Annotated in this window: 13 protein-coding genes; 8 read left to right on the top strand and 5 right to left on the bottom strand. The window is 59.4% G+C overall.

The genetic code is table 11. The features are described 5' to 3' along the window. Positions 1–119: 119 nt before the first annotated feature. The gene (locus tag ABH944_RS32560; RefSeq protein ID WP_404611371.1) at positions 120–902 is read right to left on the bottom strand and encodes a class I fructose-bisphosphate aldolase; all 783 of its coding nucleotides are present in this window, start codon (positions 900–902) and stop codon (positions 120–122) included. A gap of 212 nt (positions 903–1,114) precedes the next feature. Here ABH944_RS32560 and ABH944_RS32555 point away from each other — a divergent pair, with 212 nt between their 5' ends. The 8 genes from ABH944_RS32555 to ABH944_RS32520 all read left to right on the top strand — a co-directional run bounded on the left by ABH944_RS32555 (position 1,115) and on the right by ABH944_RS32520 (position 10,694). Further along, on the top strand, positions 1,115–1,891 hold the full coding sequence (locus ABH944_RS32555; RefSeq protein WP_404611370.1) for a GntR family transcriptional regulator: 777 nt from the start codon (positions 1,115–1,117) through the stop codon (positions 1,889–1,891). 86 nt (positions 1,892–1,977) lie between these two features. After that, complete coding sequence (locus ABH944_RS32550; RefSeq protein WP_404611369.1) at positions 1,978–3,327, top strand: ABC transporter substrate-binding protein; 1,350 nt, start codon at positions 1,978–1,980, stop codon at positions 3,325–3,327. Between the two features lie 305 nt (positions 3,328–3,632). Continuing rightward, entirely contained in the window at positions 3,633–4,349 is a 717-nt protein-coding gene (locus ABH944_RS32545; protein ID WP_404611368.1) for a carbohydrate ABC transporter permease, read from the top strand. After that, complete coding sequence (locus tag ABH944_RS32540) at positions 4,346–5,170, top strand: carbohydrate ABC transporter permease (protein ID WP_404611367.1); 825 nt, start codon at positions 4,346–4,348, stop codon at positions 5,168–5,170. The genes ABH944_RS32545 and ABH944_RS32540 overlap by 4 nt, the downstream gene beginning before the upstream one ends. Before the next feature lie 65 nt (positions 5,171–5,235). Continuing rightward, on the top strand, positions 5,236–6,195 hold the full coding sequence (locus ABH944_RS32535; protein ID WP_404611366.1) for an alcohol dehydrogenase catalytic domain-containing protein: 960 nt from the start codon (positions 5,236–5,238) through the stop codon (positions 6,193–6,195). Positions 6,196–6,279: 84 nt separating this feature from the next. Next, a complete protein-coding gene (locus ABH944_RS32530) occupies positions 6,280–7,713 on the top strand; it encodes an FGGY-family carbohydrate kinase (RefSeq protein ID WP_404611365.1) in 1,434 nt (477 codons plus the stop codon). 65 nt (positions 7,714–7,778) lie between these two features. Continuing rightward, positions 7,779–8,921: an ABC transporter ATP-binding protein gene (locus tag ABH944_RS32525; RefSeq protein WP_404611364.1), complete on the top strand. Its 1,143-nt coding sequence runs from the start codon at positions 7,779–7,781 to the stop codon at positions 8,919–8,921. A 54-nt stretch (positions 8,922–8,975) separates the two neighbouring features. Next, positions 8,976–10,694, top strand: a complete 1,719-nt coding sequence (locus ABH944_RS32520; protein ID WP_404611363.1) for a dihydroxyacetone kinase family protein — start codon at positions 8,976–8,978, stop codon at positions 10,692–10,694. Positions 10,695–10,742: 48 nt separating this feature from the next. On the opposite strand, the gene ABH944_RS32515 is transcribed toward ABH944_RS32520, so the two are convergent. The 4 genes from ABH944_RS32515 to ABH944_RS32500 all read right to left on the bottom strand — a co-directional run bounded on the left by ABH944_RS32515 (position 10,743) and on the right by ABH944_RS32500 (position 14,888). Further along, positions 10,743–11,402: an HAD family hydrolase gene (locus tag ABH944_RS32515; RefSeq protein ID WP_404611485.1), complete on the bottom strand. Its 660-nt coding sequence runs from the start codon at positions 11,400–11,402 to the stop codon at positions 10,743–10,745. A 56-nt stretch (positions 11,403–11,458) separates the two neighbouring features. Further along, positions 11,459–12,343 (bottom strand): PfkB family carbohydrate kinase, encoded by an 885-nt coding sequence (locus tag ABH944_RS32510; protein ID WP_404611362.1) that lies wholly within the window; start codon positions 12,341–12,343, stop codon positions 11,459–11,461. A gap of 69 nt (positions 12,344–12,412) precedes the next feature. Beyond that, complete coding sequence (locus ABH944_RS32505) at positions 12,413–13,309, bottom strand: ABC transporter permease (protein ID WP_404611361.1); 897 nt, start codon at positions 13,307–13,309, stop codon at positions 12,413–12,415. 70 nt (positions 13,310–13,379) lie between these two features. Next, a complete protein-coding gene (locus ABH944_RS32500) occupies positions 13,380–14,888 on the bottom strand; it encodes a sugar ABC transporter ATP-binding protein (protein WP_404611360.1) in 1,509 nt (502 codons plus the stop codon). Between the last annotated feature and the right edge of the window lie 25 nt (positions 14,889–14,913).

Raw genomic sequence — 14,913 nt, 5'->3', positions numbered from 1 at the left:
CTGGACCGACGCCCGGCGAGTGTCCGTTCTCGCAGCGCTGTCAGTCGGACACTCACTGGATCCATGCAAATACTCCTGTGTGCATTCCTCGCTGCATAGTTCGACATCTAGAGTCGGTGTCAGTCGTCGAACTTTACTTCGCGCGTGAGTTTGGCTATGTCAGCCAGCACTTTCTCTCCCTCGCTGCGCTCGCGCTGCCATATATTACGGCCGACAATCACGCCACGAGCGCCCGAACGGATGGTCTGCGCAACGGCGTCGACAGTGTCCGCCGGGTTCCCCGCGAGCGGGCCGCCAGCGATAACGAGCGGGACCTTCAATTCTTCGACGAGTCGCCGCGTGCGCTCCTCGCCCGGAAACGCGATCTTGATGATATGCGCGCCGAGGTCATAAGCGATTCGTGCAATCTTCTCCTCGTGCACAATCACCTCCTCGGAACGTGGCGCACCAATGATCACTGGTTCAAGGACAAGAGGAATTTCCCAGCGGTTGCATTCATTGACTATCTTGCCAACACGCGTGCACATCGCCACGCGCTCTGCATTGGACATGTTCCATGGAAACAGCATCTTTACCGCGTCGACGCCCATTCGCACTGCTTCTTCAATATCGGTGATCAGGCCGTGTGATCCGCCACCGTCCATTTCCCGGTAGTCATAGTAGGTGTCGATAGTGAGTACGCGCGTCAGATGCGGATTAGCTGCGAAATAACGTGCCGTTTGCCGCACTTGGCCCGGCGTCATCATGAAGCCTGTTACATCGTTTTTCCCCCATGCTGCGAAAGGCTCAGACGGCGTCTCTAGTCCTTCGATCCGGTCAAAAATCAAGCCATGATCCACCGGCATTATGATGGCGACGCGATCACTGGGGAGGGTGCGGCGCAGGCGATATTCCATTGACATGACAGTTCCCTTTGGGTCTGTTGGGGCGCAGCGGGGACGCGGCCCGGTTTGATGAAGCGGTGACTGCATACGTACTGTACGTACAAGCCGTACAACATATTACACACGAATTTTGTCGCACCAAGATAGGGTTTATCCCTCCCTACCCTTGGCCAAAACACACGCTTATACTTGGTACGTCTTGTACGTACAACACCTACAAACCCGTCCTTATGAATAAAGCTATTCGTCCTCCGCGTGGTATCGACCGCTCCTCGCCAGTCCCTTACTACCTGCAGCTATCGACGCTGATGCAGCAGGCGATCGACCGTGGGGAGTACGTGCCCGGGGACAGACTGCCGACGGAGAGCGACCTTTGCCGCGACTACGACCTCGCGCGCTCGACTGTTCGCGAAACGTTGCGTCACCTGGTCGACGAGGGGCGCATCAAGGTAGTGCCGCGGCGCGGAGCGTTTGTCGCCGAGCAGACCGGTTCGGGCTGGCTGTTGCAGGTGGCCCAGGGCTTCTTCGAAGCCGAGGTGGACCATCACCACCGCGAAGTTGATACGCGGGTGATAGAAGCCATGCGCTGTCCGTTACCTGATGCTGCAGCGGTGGCGCTCGATCTGGAGGGCGGAGACGACGGATTCAAGCTCGCACGGGTTCGACGCCTTGACGGCAATCTCGCGCTTTATTCAGTGAATTACATGCTTCCGGAGATTGAACAAGCAGTGCGATCGAGTGAGGTGATGTCCGGCGGAGGCTCACTGAACAAGGTATTGCAGTCGGCGGGTTTCGAAGTATTCCGCGCACGCCGAAGTGTCGAGGCCGTTGCGGCGACCGAAGAGCTGTCTAAGTTGCTCGCCGTTCCGGCTCACACGCCGCTGTTGTTGATTACGTCCGTTTCATGGGATCGAAATAACAAACCTTTCGACTTCTACACGTCGTGGTTGCGCAGTGATGTGGTGAAGGTAACGGTGGAAGCGCAGGCAACCGTAGGGAATGACTAAGTAGCGATTAAATAACGACCAGAGTTCGTGTCATTTCAGACGTTGATCCGCTCAACGTCATCAAACAACAAAGTTAGGAGACTTAAATGGTTACCCAAGCGAAGTTGCGTTCGTTGACGTTGTCAGTTGCCTTTGCCGTGACGTCGGCTGCGGGATTTTCCACCCTCGCCTACAGCGAGCCGGTCACATTGACGGTTGCCCTCGCGGCGAATCCGCAGATGCAGACGGCAGCAAAGTTGATCGGAAATTTCGAGCAGAAGTATCCCGACATCAAAGTGCGCTTCCAGACGCTTCCCGAGAACCAGTTGCGGCCAGCGGTGCTGAAGGATGTCGCGACGAAGTCCGGTCAGTACGATGTCGTGATGATTGGCGCGTATGAAGTACCCCTGTGGGCACAGAAAGGTTGGATCACCGATCTGAGCACGTATGCAAACTCGGATACCGCGTGGAACCAGGCCGATCTTTTGAAGCCGATCCGCAATCTGGTCTCGTATCAGGGAAAACTTTTCGCCACGCCATTCTATGGATCGTCGTCATTCGTCTTTTACCGCAAAGACCTTTTCGCCAAGGCAGGCTTGACGATGCCGCAAACGCCCACTTGGGACCAGGTAGCCCAATACGCAGCCAAGCTTGATAACAAAAGCGCAGGGGTGGCTGGAATCTGCCTGCGCGGCGTTCCTGGCTGGGGTCAGAATCTTGCGCCGTTGACCACCGTGATCAACACCTTCGGCGGTCGCTGGTTCGACGAGAAATGGCAGCCGCAACTCTCCGAGACGAAGACCAAGGCAGCAATCACCTTCTACGTCAATCTGCTTCGCGAACACGGGCAACCGGACGCGGCAAAAGACGGATGGCAGGAATGCCTGCAACTGTTCACTCAGGGTCACGCAGCAATGTGGTACGACGATACGGTGTTTGCCGGTCCGGTCCTCGAACAAGCCGCCCCCGGCCTGAAAGACAACATCGGCTTTGCCATGGCGCCCGTGAAGGACACGAAGGCCTCCGGCTGGCTTTGGGCATGGGGGCTCGCCATCCCGAAGACGAGCCGCAACCAGGAAGCAGCGTGGAAGCTGATTGCATGGCTCACCAGCCCCGAGTACATCAAACTGGCTGGCACGAAGGCAGGCTGGGGCCAGGTGCCTCCGGGTTCGCGCACGTCAACCTATCAGATTCCGGAATACAAGACCGCGACTGCTGCATTCGGCGATCTGACGCTGGCGTCGATCAACGCAGCTGATCCTTTACACCCGACCGTCATGCCAGTCCCGTACACCGGCGTGCAGTACGTCGATATTCCGGAGTTTGAACAGATTGGCGACTTCACGTCGCAGCAGCTTGCCGGTGCGATCAGCGGGCAGATCACGGTTGACCAGGCGATCGACGCGTCCCAGAAGAAGATCGTCGACGTCATGCAAGACAGCGGATACAACAAGTAATGCGAGAGTCACGTTGAGTTCATCAGAACGGAGCCGGCGTCCGCGACGCCGGCTGTTTCAACCTGGGAAGAACGGTCATGTCTTATTCAAGCGTTACTACTGCTCCACCCAAAGTCGCGCAGCTAATGACTGATGGAAAGAGAAAACAACTGAAGGTATGGCGACTCAGGGCGCCGCTTTTGCCGGCATTGCTTGTCGTGATTGCGGTGACCCAGGCTCCGTTTGTCATCACCCTCTACTACAGTCTGTTCCGATGGAATCTGGTGTCGACCTCCGCAAGGCGGTTTGTCGGAATCAAGAACTACGTGGGTGCCGTCGCCGATCCGGTCTTTTTGAAAGCCATCGCCAATACGGCCGGCATGACGCTCAGCATCGTCGCCGGCGCCATTGTGATCGGGACGCTGCTTGCGCTGGGCCTGCAGCGGAACTTCCTGGGCCGCGGTATTGCCAGAACCCTCGCCATCACGCCGTTTTTCGTGATGCCGGTGGCCGCCGCGCTGTTTTGGAAGGCTGGCCTCTTCGACCCGACGTTCGGCCTCCTTGGCTGGTCCACTGCGGCGCTTGGCTTGGGCAAAATCAATTGGGTCAGCGAATACCCTCGCCTGTCCATCATCATTCTCACAGCCTGGCAATGGTCGTCGTTCGCGTTGCTGATCCTGCTTGCCGGCATGCAGTCGTTCCCCGTCGAAGTGACCGAGGCGGCAGCCATTGATGGCGCCGGACGCTGGCTCACGTTTCGCCGCCTGATGTTGCCGCACCTGCGGCCGTTTTTCGAGCTGACAGCGCTCCTCGCGTCCATGTATGTGCTTGAGAATTTCGCTGCTATCGCCACGCTCACCGCAGGGGGCCCGGCATACGCCACCACAAACCTGTCCTACTACGTTTATCTCGAGGCATTTAGCGCCTTTGATCTCGGCCAGGCATCGGCCTACGGCATCATTTCGCTCGCGATCGCCATCGCCTTGGTGATGCCGATGCTGAAAGTCGTCGCCGGTATCTTCCGCACCGGAGGCCGCGCATGAACACCAAAGTCGGCAAGGGCGCATTCAATGCGCTGATAACTGTGTTGACGTGGCTCGGCGCTCTGGCCATGTTCGCACCGATCGCGTGGATGGTTCTGACAAGTTTCAAATCCGAGCAGGATGCCGTCAGCTCACCTCCGCTGCTGTTTTTCACGCCTACCCTGGAACACTACCGCCGGATCTTCGACGACGAATTCGCTTCGTTCGCGATCAACTCGGTGCTGGCCACGGGGATATCGACCGCCATCGTGATCTGCCTTGCGGTCCCGGCGGCTTACGCCCTGTGTGTGAGGCCGGTGGAAAAATGGCGCGATGTTTTGTTCTTTTTCATCTCGACAAAGATGATGCCGATCGCAGCAGGGATCGTACCCATTTATTTGGTCGCGCAGAGCCTCGGGCTTTTGAATAGCGCCTCCGTCCTGATCGTGGTCTATACGTCGATGAATCTGCCGCTCGCGATATGGATGATCCGATCGTTCATGAACGAGATCCCGGTTGAGGTCTTCGATGCTGTGCGCGTTGATGGCGCTGGGTTCTTCCGGGAGCTGCTGCTGGTCGTCGTTCCGCTGATCATGCCAGGCCTCGCTTCCACTGCGCTGCTTTGCGGCATCTTTGCGTGGAATGAGTTTTTCCTCGCGGTCAATCTCACGACGACAGTCAGCACATTGCCGGTCTTCCTGCAAAAGTTCTTGAGTTTCGGTCAACTGTACACAGCCCAGGTCGCCGCGGTCGCAACGCTTTTGAACATCCCGGTCGTCGCAGCGGGTTGGCTGGCTCAGAAAAGCCTCACACGCGGTCTGACCTTCGGCGCGGTTCGGTAAATAGTCTTTCCTGATCTAACACTTGAGGATTCGAAATGCGCGCTGTCCGTATTGGAAGCAACCACATGATCGACGTCGTCGAGCTCGACGCTCCGACACTAAGGCCAGACGAACTCATAGTCAGACCCGTTGCGTGCGGAATTTGCGGAACCGATCTCCACATCTGCCAACACGGATTTCCCGGAACGAACTACCCGGTCACACCCGGGCATGAATTCGCCGGGCACGTGCTGGCGGTCGGGCGCAATGTGAGCGGTATCAGGGAAGGCGACTTCGTCGCAGTGAACCCCAACGTCTCGTGCGGACACTGCGAATGGTGCCGTGAAAACAAACCGCATCTGTGCAATGCGCTCATGCCCATTGGAGTCGGGCGTCCCGGCGCGGCGGCGGAGCAAGTGGCCGTTCCTGGCGGCAACGCGTTTGTTGTACGGGAGAGCATCGGACATGGCGTGGCCGCGCTCATCGAGCCACTCGCTTGCGCGCTGCACGCGGTCGAGTCCGCCCAGGGCATCAAGGACCGGCGTGTGCTGGTGATGGGTGCGGGAACAATGGGCTTGCTTATTACGATCATCGCGAAGCATTTTGGTGCGGCCGATGTGACGGTCGTCGACCCCAACCCCGCGAAGCATGCGATCGCTGTTGAAGTCGGCGCGAACAGGGCCGTGTCGCCGGACGAAATACGCGACGAACGATACGAAGTGATTTTCGAAGCAGCGGGCGCCATGCCGGCGTTGCGCCAGGCGTTGGGACTTGTCCGCAAGACAGGCGTGCTGGTGCAGGTCGGAGTACACGGCGTCGATGCAAAAGTCGATGTCAATCCGTTCACTATATACGAACACGAACTGCGCATTATCGGTTCGAACTCGTTGGCGAATCAGTTTGCGGGGGCAGTTGACCTCATGTCCGACATTTCTGAACAAGCCGCCAAACTGATCGGCGACACCTTTTCCGTCTGGGACTTTGCCGCGGCCGTAAAGAGCATGGAGTCGGGGCATGCAGTGAAGACGCAACTGAGCTTCGCCTGAGTCGTCAATGGGGATTCAAATGGCCACGAAGCGATTTATTCCGATGCAATTTGTGCAAGAGAAGACGAGAGGCAAAGGCTAGAAATGGATTCTCTTGTATGTGGAATTGACGTTGGGTCGACCAATGTAAAGGTCATCCTCGTTGATAGATCAGCGCGTTCCGTATGGACCAAGGCGATTCCTGTTCCGCGGAGCATGTACGGCGGCCTGCCAGCAACGGACGCCGCGGTGCTTGTTGCCACGCTTGAGGGCCTGGTTATCGAAGGGTGGCGTGCTACCGGTGCCGCGACTCCTCTGCGCGCGATCTCGATCACGGGCGTTGGCGAAGATGGGGTTCCTGTATCCGACGATTTGCGGCCACTTGACCTGGCAATCCCCTGGTTTGACAACCGTGCCGACAACGAAAGCCAAAGACTGCGTGACTTCGCTGGGGAGTCCGCAGGTGAGTCAACACGCGCAGGCGTTTCGATCGATTCGTCTCGCACGGCGGCGAAGTGGCTGTGGCTTCGCGAGAATCGCCCCGAGGTCATGCGGGACGCGGGACTGTGGTTGGCGCTGACGGACTACGCGGCCGCCTGGTGGAGCCGCACGCCGTTCATCAGTGAGACGCTTGCGGCCCGCACCGCTTGTTATGACGTCTTCAGTCGCACGTGGATGCCCGCCATGCTCGGCGCGTGCGGAGCGCCTCCACTGCCTCCCGTTCTCGCCGCCGGCACCGTAGTCGGAACCGTTGCAGCGGGTCCGTTGCTCGAGAGTGGAGCGGCAGCCGGCAACACGCTTATCGTGGCCGGCGGGCATGACCATCCGATCGCCGCCTCTGCGGTACGGCGTTTGAACGGGCAGGCATTGGTGGACTCCCTGGGCACCGCCAATCTCATGTACACGGAGATCGAGAACGTTGAGCCGCGCGCTGATCCCTTCGTGGCGTTTTCCGTACCGGCTTTAGGCACGCCCGGTGTCGCCTGTCTTGGGGTTTATGAGTTTTCGGCTGCACTGGAGCCTTTTCGCGCACGCGACTCGGGCGTCGCATTGAGTTCATTTCTTGCCGGCGGCCGTTTGCCCGGAAAGCCGAGCACCGCCTGGGACATTAGCGAGGCGTTGAAACGTTGCCTCAACCCCGCAACAAACTCGGCGCCTTACGGCGACGCTGTGCAGCTCAGGGCAGCACTCGAATCAGGATGTCTGTACGCTCGACGGATGCTTGAAGCAATCCGGGACACCGGTTCAACGGCCACCCCAATCTATGCAGTCGGCGGCTGGGCCCGTTCCGATGCTCTCCTGCAACTGCGCGCGAGCGTCTTCGGCGAGGCAGTCGCCTCAGTCGAGGAAAGCGAGCTGACTGCGCTCGGCGCCGCCTTGATCGCCCGCGATGCGATCGAGCCATCAGAGACCCGGCTGCCCTTTCAGCGGCACGTTCGGTTTATCCAGCCGCTCGCGGAATGGCAAGAGATTTACGAGCAGTACTACCCGGAGTTCCGGGAGCGGCTCGATCGATTTAAGGAAAAGCGGACCGCCTAGCGGCCAGCGTGCCGGTTCCTGACGGACCGGCAAAGGGCTGGCAACACCCCATTCAGGAGACAAACGTGGCTGTCGTTGAAATTCGAAATCTCAAGAAGACATTCAGTGGCGTGGACGCCGTTGAATCGCTTAATCTCACTACCGAGGACGGTGAGTTCATCGTGATCGTCGGTCCCTCCGGCTGCGGAAAATCCACGACGATGCGCATGATCGCCGGACTTGAAGAGGCAACCGGGGGTTCGATACTCATTGACGGCCAGGACGTGACGAACCTGTCGCCGACTGATCGGGACGTCGCCATGGTTTTCCAGAACTACGCGCTGTATCCGCATCTGAGCGTGTATGAAAACATGGCGTTTTGCCTGCAGGTCCGCAAGTGGCCCAAGGCGCGTATTGACGAGCGCGTGCGTACCGTTGCCGATTCACTGTCGCTGACGCCGCTTTTGCAGCGCAAACCGGCAGCGCTTTCCGGCGGGCAGCGGCAACGCGTTGCCCTTGGGCGTGCAATTGTCCGCGAACCGCGGATCTTCATCATGGATGAGCCGCTGTCGAACCTCGATGCGAAGCTGCGCGTGGACATGCGCGGCGAAATCACAAAGCTGTGCCGGCGACTCAAGGTCACGACCTTCTACGTGACGCACGATCAGCTGGAAGCGCTCACCATGGGGCATCGGATCATTGTGATGCGCGACGGCGTCGCCCAGCAGATCGACACGCCTCAGCGAATCTATGACGAGCCCATCAATCGGTTTGTCGCTGGTTTCATCGGAAGCCCGTCGATGAACTTTCTGGAAGCAACGGTAGAGGGCGACGGTCAACTGATGCGAGGAGCGAGTTTCCAGCTTCGCGCGTCTAACGGTATGGCCCGGGCGCTCAAGGAGTTGCCGGGCCGGAAGGTCATCGCGGGCATTCGTCCCGAGCATCTCTTTCCTGCGGCGGACGGCGACAGTCTCAGGAAGTCCGCAGGCGGGTGGATGCAGGGGCGTATCGACCTGGTCGAGCCGCTGGGTTCTCAGGTTATGGTCCAGGTGATGGTCGGCAGTTCCATGGTCGTTGCTCAATTCGAGCGGCGGCCCGGGCTTGAGATTGGCAAGATGATCACGTTGCAGCATAAGTCTGACGCGCCCCACGCGTTCGAAGTCGAGACGGAGCGTTCCGTGCTCGCTGCCCCGCTCGCTGAGTCCCGTGCTGCGCTTGTCAGTGCATGAGTGCGTGCGGCGGACTCCGCACCGGTCGACCCAAAAACTTTACTGCCTCCAGCCATGAAAAAACTTCTCAATGACCCGTCAAAAGTTGTCCGCGAAATGCTTGAGGGGATTGCTCGCCTGACGCCGCATGCCGCTATCCTTGGGGATGAAAACGTTCTTGTCCGACGAGGACTGCCGACGCCCTCGGAGCGCCCCGTCGCCATCATTTCCGGCGGGGGAAGCGGGCATGAACCAGCGCACGGGGGGTACGTCGGCGCCGGCATGCTCAGCGCCGCCGTGTGCGGCGAAGTGTTCACCTCTCCGCCCACGGACGCCGTTCTCGAAGCGATCCGCGCAACGTCCGGTCCGAACGGTGCGTTGTTGATTGTGAAGAATTACACGGGAGACCGGCTCAATTTCGGACTTGCAGCGGAGCTTGCCAGAGCAGAGGGAATTCCGGTCGAAATAGTGACCGTGGCCGATGACGTGTCACTTCGCGCCCAATCCCAGCGCAATCAGCGCCGTGGCATCGCAGGTACGGTGCTCGTGCACAAGATTGCAGGCGCTATGGCCGCGCGTGGCGTTCCACTGGCTCAAGTAGCCGCAACTGCCCGCGAAGCTTGTGCCAATCTCGGGACGATGGGCGTCGCGCTCGACGGATGCACGCTACCGGGTGCGGACAAGGCCGGCTTCCGCTTGGCGGACAACGAGATCGAGCTTGGACTCGGTATTCACGGCGAGAAAGGCGTGGAGCGTACGGCTCCAATGCCTGCTGACCAACTGACCGAGACATTGCTTTCAAACATCATTGAAGATCTTGCGATCAAGAGCGGCGAGCGTGTCGTGCTGCTGGTGAACGGACTTGGCGCCACGCCCGATATGGAACTGGCCGTTGTGCTTCGCGCCGCGTTCAACAATCTCACCCGCCGCAATGTGACGGTCGAGCGAGCGTGGTGCGGCACGCTGCTCTCGGCCCTCAATATGCCTGGTTGCTCCATCTCCGTGCTGCGCGTCGACGATGAACGGCTGGCGTTGCTGGATTCGGAAACCGAGTCTCGTTCATGGCCCGGTGGCGGGAAGGTGAATCAAAGCATACGCATGCGGATCGCGGTCACATCGAACCTCACGTCCGAGCCCAACAGCACGGTCACCCATGAAAACGATGCCGGCTGGGCGCAGAGATTGAAGCCCGCGCTGGACGCGGTTGCGCACGCGCTGATCGCCAATGAAGCGATCCTGACGGATCTCGACTCGAAGGCCGGCGACGGTGATCTCGGAGCAAGCATGAAGCGCGCAGCGGATGCGATCGTGGCTGTCCCAACGAACGCTTTGACGACTCCGAGCGGTGCACTTGCAACACTGGGCACTGCTTTGCGAAGGGCAATCGCTGGAAGCTCCGGGCCGTTCTACGCTACTGCGCTGGTGCGCGCTTCGCGCAGCTTGGCGAATGCAGCTGAACCGACCGCTCAGGATTGGGCCGCTGCATTCAGGAGCGCCGCCGACGCTATCAGTGAACTGGGCGGAGCGAAGGCAGGAGATCGCACCATGCTTGATGCCCTGGTGCCGGCTATCGAGGCTTTCGATGGGGGTTTAAAGGGTGGCCTGAATGCCGCTGAAGCGTGGGCGGCCGCAGTGAGCGCGGCGGAGTCCGGCGCGCAGGATACGGCGCACATGTCGCCGCGCGCCGGGCGGGCCAGCTATCTCGGCGCCCGCGCGCTCGGTTCGCCGGATGGTGGCGCGGTCGCCATTGCCTGCTGGCTGCGTGCACTACAACCTCACATCACCTCACGTTGAGCTGGCTGTCCGCAAGGCACGACAGGGTTGGTTCTCCCCGCCCTACTGTCACACCATCCTCGTTCCGGTCAACAGGCGCTTAAGCATCCGCATATCTCCAAACACGTCCTTCGCGCCTGCTGCGAGCAGTCTGCCGCATTGACTTGGTTCGCGGTGCGACGGACTGTACGCGTACACCGTCGCGCCCGCAGACACTCCTGCCAATACCCCGGAAGGAGAATCTTCCACGATTGCACACCGTCTTATATCGACACCCAACAACGATGCGGCCTCAAGGTACACGTCCGGCCACGGTTTATTTCGTCGCGAGTGTTGTCCACTGTAGATGTGGCCACCGAACCAGCCAGTCAGTCCAACCTTGTCAAGTTGTAGTGCGATCTTGGATCGGCTCGAGGCAGAAACTACAGCAAGTCGAACTGAGTGCCACGCCAGATGCTTCACGACGTCCCTGACAAAAGGAGTGGCAGCAACCTCCCGCGATAATGCCTGATCGCGTCTGTCGCGGTAATCGAGATACCAGGCCTCGATATCCACGACTGTTGTCCTCGATCGAATGAGATCGAACCGACTTTTCACAGATTGTCCAAGGAAGAGCTCCGAGAACTCTTGGGCAGTTATTTTCCACCCAGCCGTGTGCAACATGTCGGAGAGGACGCGAAACGTAATCGGTTCCGACTCAACCAATGTTCCATCACAATCGAATAACACCGCATCGAACGGAACTGCCCCGTTGATAGGGGTCGATGGACTAAAAGCCGGCTCGCTCACGCTGCGACTGCCATTGTTCGAGGCGTCGACACGAAAACTGCAGCTTGCCTGTTCGCGATGGCGACCGCCTGGCCGAGCTGCGCCCCGCTTGCCAACTGTGCAACCAGATGTCCGATGAAAGTATCCCCCGCTCCATGCGATGAGATGACGTCAACTCTCTCGCCCGCAACTGTTCCATAGTCAGCCATGTGATCCGTCCACGCGGCGCCATGCGGGCCAGCGGTTACAACGACCGCGCATCCGAATTGCTCGCCGAGCTTTCTGCACCCGTTCCAGGCAGACGAGAGGTCCTCGACCGGGTCGGCGCCCATCATGCCAGCCTCTACTGCATTGACGACGAGAATGCTCGTTTGTGCGAGCATTGCCTCAGAAAAGGCTCTTGCAGGGGCTGCGTTCAGGACAACACGACCGCCACGTTTCCGTATCAGAGCCGCTGCCGCCACGTTGACGGTTTCCGGAATTTCGTTCTGAAGCACCAGAATATCCGTCGATGAAAGCGTGTTCGACCACGCCAGCAACATCTCTTCCGTCAACGAGGCGTTCACCTGAGAGGATACGACTGCAGCATAGTCGTCTGGGGTTCGCACCACGATACTCATCCCGGACCGCGCGCCCGGGACGCGCGCCACCCCGTTGACGCCGATCGTTTGGCTCTCGAGGTGCGCCAACAACGCGTCCCCGAAGGCATCGTTACCGACGGCGCCTAGCATCGCGACCGCGGCGCCGGCACGGGCACACGCCACCGCCTGGTTCAAGCCTTTACCGCCGGGAGTCTGGTACCAATCATTTCCGATCAGCGTTTCGCCAAGCGTCGGCAACCGCGCGGCGCTCACCAACACGTCCATATGCAGACTTCCCAGAACAGCAACTGACTCACTCATGCCATGCCTCTAATTCATGTATCGTACTGATCGATTCGGCGAACCGGTATCCCGGATTTCACCCACCGTCTATCGCCGCCCGCGTGTCAGCCTGTCCACCATCATGGCGAGCAGGATCACCACCCCGGTTGCCAGCAATTGATAGAACGCCTGGACGTTCATCAGCGTCAGGCCGTTGCGCATTCCCCCGAGGATGATCGCCCCAAGCAGGGTACCGATCACACCGCCCTTGCCCCCTAGAAGCGACGCCCCCCCGATGGCTGCCGCAGCAATCGCGTCGAGTTCCCACAGATTGCCGAGAACCGGCTCTGCGGCACCGAGCCTCCCGACCACAATCAGCGCGCCCAGCGAAGCGAGTCCGCCGCTGATCGAATACGCGAAGATTTTCGTTCGCTCGACCGGGACACCCGCGACCCGCGCTGCTTCTTCATTGCCGCCGACCGCGAAGATGTATTCGCCCAGCGGCATCTTGCGCAGCATCACCCACGCCAGAATCGCGACGATGGCGACGATGACGACGGACATTGGAAGACCAAAGAATGTTGCCGACAGCGCATTACGAAACGCGTCGGGAATGCCGAGGACCGGATTGCCGTCCGTGAAAATGAGCGCCAACGCGCGATAGATGCTCAGAGTGCCGAGCGTGACGATGAAAGGTTGCAGACCGCAGTAGGCAACGATTACTCCATTAATCGAACCGCATACGGTTCCAACCAGCACGCCAGCAACGAAACCGACCGAAGGCGGCAGACCTTTTACCATCAATGTCGCGGCGACGACTGCCGAAAGTGCCGCGACCGGACCGACCGACAGATCGATGCCGCCACTGATAATGACGATTGTCATGCCGACCGCGACACAGGCATTGATGGCGCTTTGCTGAAGAATGTTGATAAGGTTTTGGGCATTCAGAAACGACGGAGCGACGAAGGCAAAGGCTGCAAAAATAAGCACGACACCGATCAACGTTCCGAGGTCACGGACCGAAACGGGAGATCCTGTATCACTGAAAACTCGAGAACTCATGTCAGCTCCATCAAGACGGTTGCGAAGTCACTTCGTGGGGAATGGCGAGCGTCATGATCGCTGCTTCGGAAAACTCATCGCTCTTCAGTTCCCCCGATATACGACCGGACTGCATGACCAGCAAGCGGTCAGACAGCCGCATGACTTCGTCGAGCTCGGACGAGACAATGATCACACTGCGACCGTCGTTCACAATCTGTTCTATCAACTGATAAATTTCCTGTTTGGCGCCCACATCGACGCCACGTGTAGGCTCATCAAAAATCAGCACGTCGGCACCTGAGTTCAACCATCGGCAGATGATGGCCTTCTGCTGATTGCCACCGCTGAGCAGGCGGATCGCTCGTGACAGCTTGGGTGGTCGCAGGTTCACCTGCTGTGCGAGCGCCGTCGCGCGTAACTGTAGTGCCCCGCGTCGCACCAGCCCCGCCCGGGTCCACCTGTCGAACACAGGAAGACAGATGTTCGAAAAAATCGACTGCATGGGAATTATCCCGTCTACCTTTCGCTCCTCCGGAACGAGCGCGATTCCGGCCTTGATCGCATCGCGCGCGGACCGCAGCCTGAGGCGTTTGCCGTTCTTGTGAATCTCGCCCTTGTCGGCTCGCTCGATGCCAGCAAGCAGCCTTACGAGTTCGGTTCGTCCGGCGCCGACCAGTCCCGCGATCCCGAGTATCTCGCCCTTGTGCAGCGTGAGTGAGACATCCCGTACGCGTTCGCCCCAGGACAACGACTGCGCGGACAGCACCGTATCCGCGCGGTCATATTCCCGTTTTGGCCACGATCTCAACTCCCTCCCGACCATCTTGTGAACCAGTTGTTGCTGCGTCACTTCCGACAAAGCCAGCTCATCGATGAATTTGCCGTCACGCAGCACGGTGGCCCGGGAACATACCTCAAATATTTCGTCTAGCTTGTGCGAGACATAGATGATCGCCACGCCCTGCTGCGAGAGTTGACGAATGATACCGGCGAGCTTTTCGAATTCCGTGGGGGTGAGACTCGACGTGGGTTCGTCCATCGCAATCACGCGAGCGTTGGCAAGCAGAGCTCGCGCGATCTCTACCATCTGCTTTTGCGCGACACTCAGTTGCCGGATCTTCGCAGCGAGCGGAATCGCAGGATCGAGTGGCGCAAGCACCGCTTGCGCTCTTTCGAACATGGCGGCCCGGTCAAGCAGCCGTCCCCGGCGCACGAGTGGCGCACCCAGGAACAGGTTCTGGACCACATTGAGTTCCGGGATGAGTTGCAGTTCCTGGTGGATCATCGCGATGCCGGCCCGCTTCGCGTCTTTCGGGGACTTGAGGGTGACCGCTTTTCCGTCGAGAAAAATCTCTCCGCTGTCTGGGCTGATCACACCTGAGATCACCTTCAGCAGGGTACTCTTACCCGCGCCGTTTTCACCGACAATCGCGTGGACCTCTCCCTGACTGACGCGCAGGTGCACGTCGGTCAGGGCCTTGACGCCGGGATACTGTTTGTTGATATTACTGAGCTGAAGCGCGTAGGACGTATTCATGAGCTCGACCGGTTGCCGACCTGCC

Origin of the sequence: Caballeronia udeis (genome assembly GCF_044909315.1) — a bacterium.
GTDB classification, from domain to species: Bacteria; Pseudomonadota; Gammaproteobacteria; order Burkholderiales; family Burkholderiaceae; genus Caballeronia; species Caballeronia udeis_A.
This window is presented reverse-complemented; position numbering and strand designations above follow the sequence as displayed.

Coding starts and splice junctions, on each gene's coding strand:
- ABH944_RS32510 (WP_404611362.1), bottom strand. CDS start 12,343: ATGAGTGAGTCAGTTGCTGTTCTGGGAAGTCTGCATATGGACGTGTTG.
- ABH944_RS32555 (WP_404611370.1), top strand. CDS start 1,115: ATGAATAAAGCTATTCGTCCTCCGCGTGGTATCGACCGCTCCTCGCCA.
- ABH944_RS32520 (WP_404611363.1), top strand. CDS start 8,976: ATGAAAAAACTTCTCAATGACCCGTCAAAAGTTGTCCGCGAAATGCTT.
- ABH944_RS32530 (WP_404611365.1), top strand. CDS start 6,280: ATGGATTCTCTTGTATGTGGAATTGACGTTGGGTCGACCAATGTAAAG.
- ABH944_RS32500 (WP_404611360.1), bottom strand. CDS start 14,888: ATGAATACGTCCTACGCGCTTCAGCTCAGTAATATCAACAAACAGTAT.
- ABH944_RS32550 (WP_404611369.1), top strand. CDS start 1,978: ATGGTTACCCAAGCGAAGTTGCGTTCGTTGACGTTGTCAGTTGCCTTT.
- ABH944_RS32535 (WP_404611366.1), top strand. CDS start 5,236: ATGATCGACGTCGTCGAGCTCGACGCTCCGACACTAAGGCCAGACGAA.
- ABH944_RS32560 (WP_404611371.1), bottom strand. CDS start 902: ATGTCAATGGAATATCGCCTGCGCCGCACCCTCCCCAGTGATCGCGTC.
- ABH944_RS32540 (WP_404611367.1), top strand. CDS start 4,346: ATGAACACCAAAGTCGGCAAGGGCGCATTCAATGCGCTGATAACTGTG.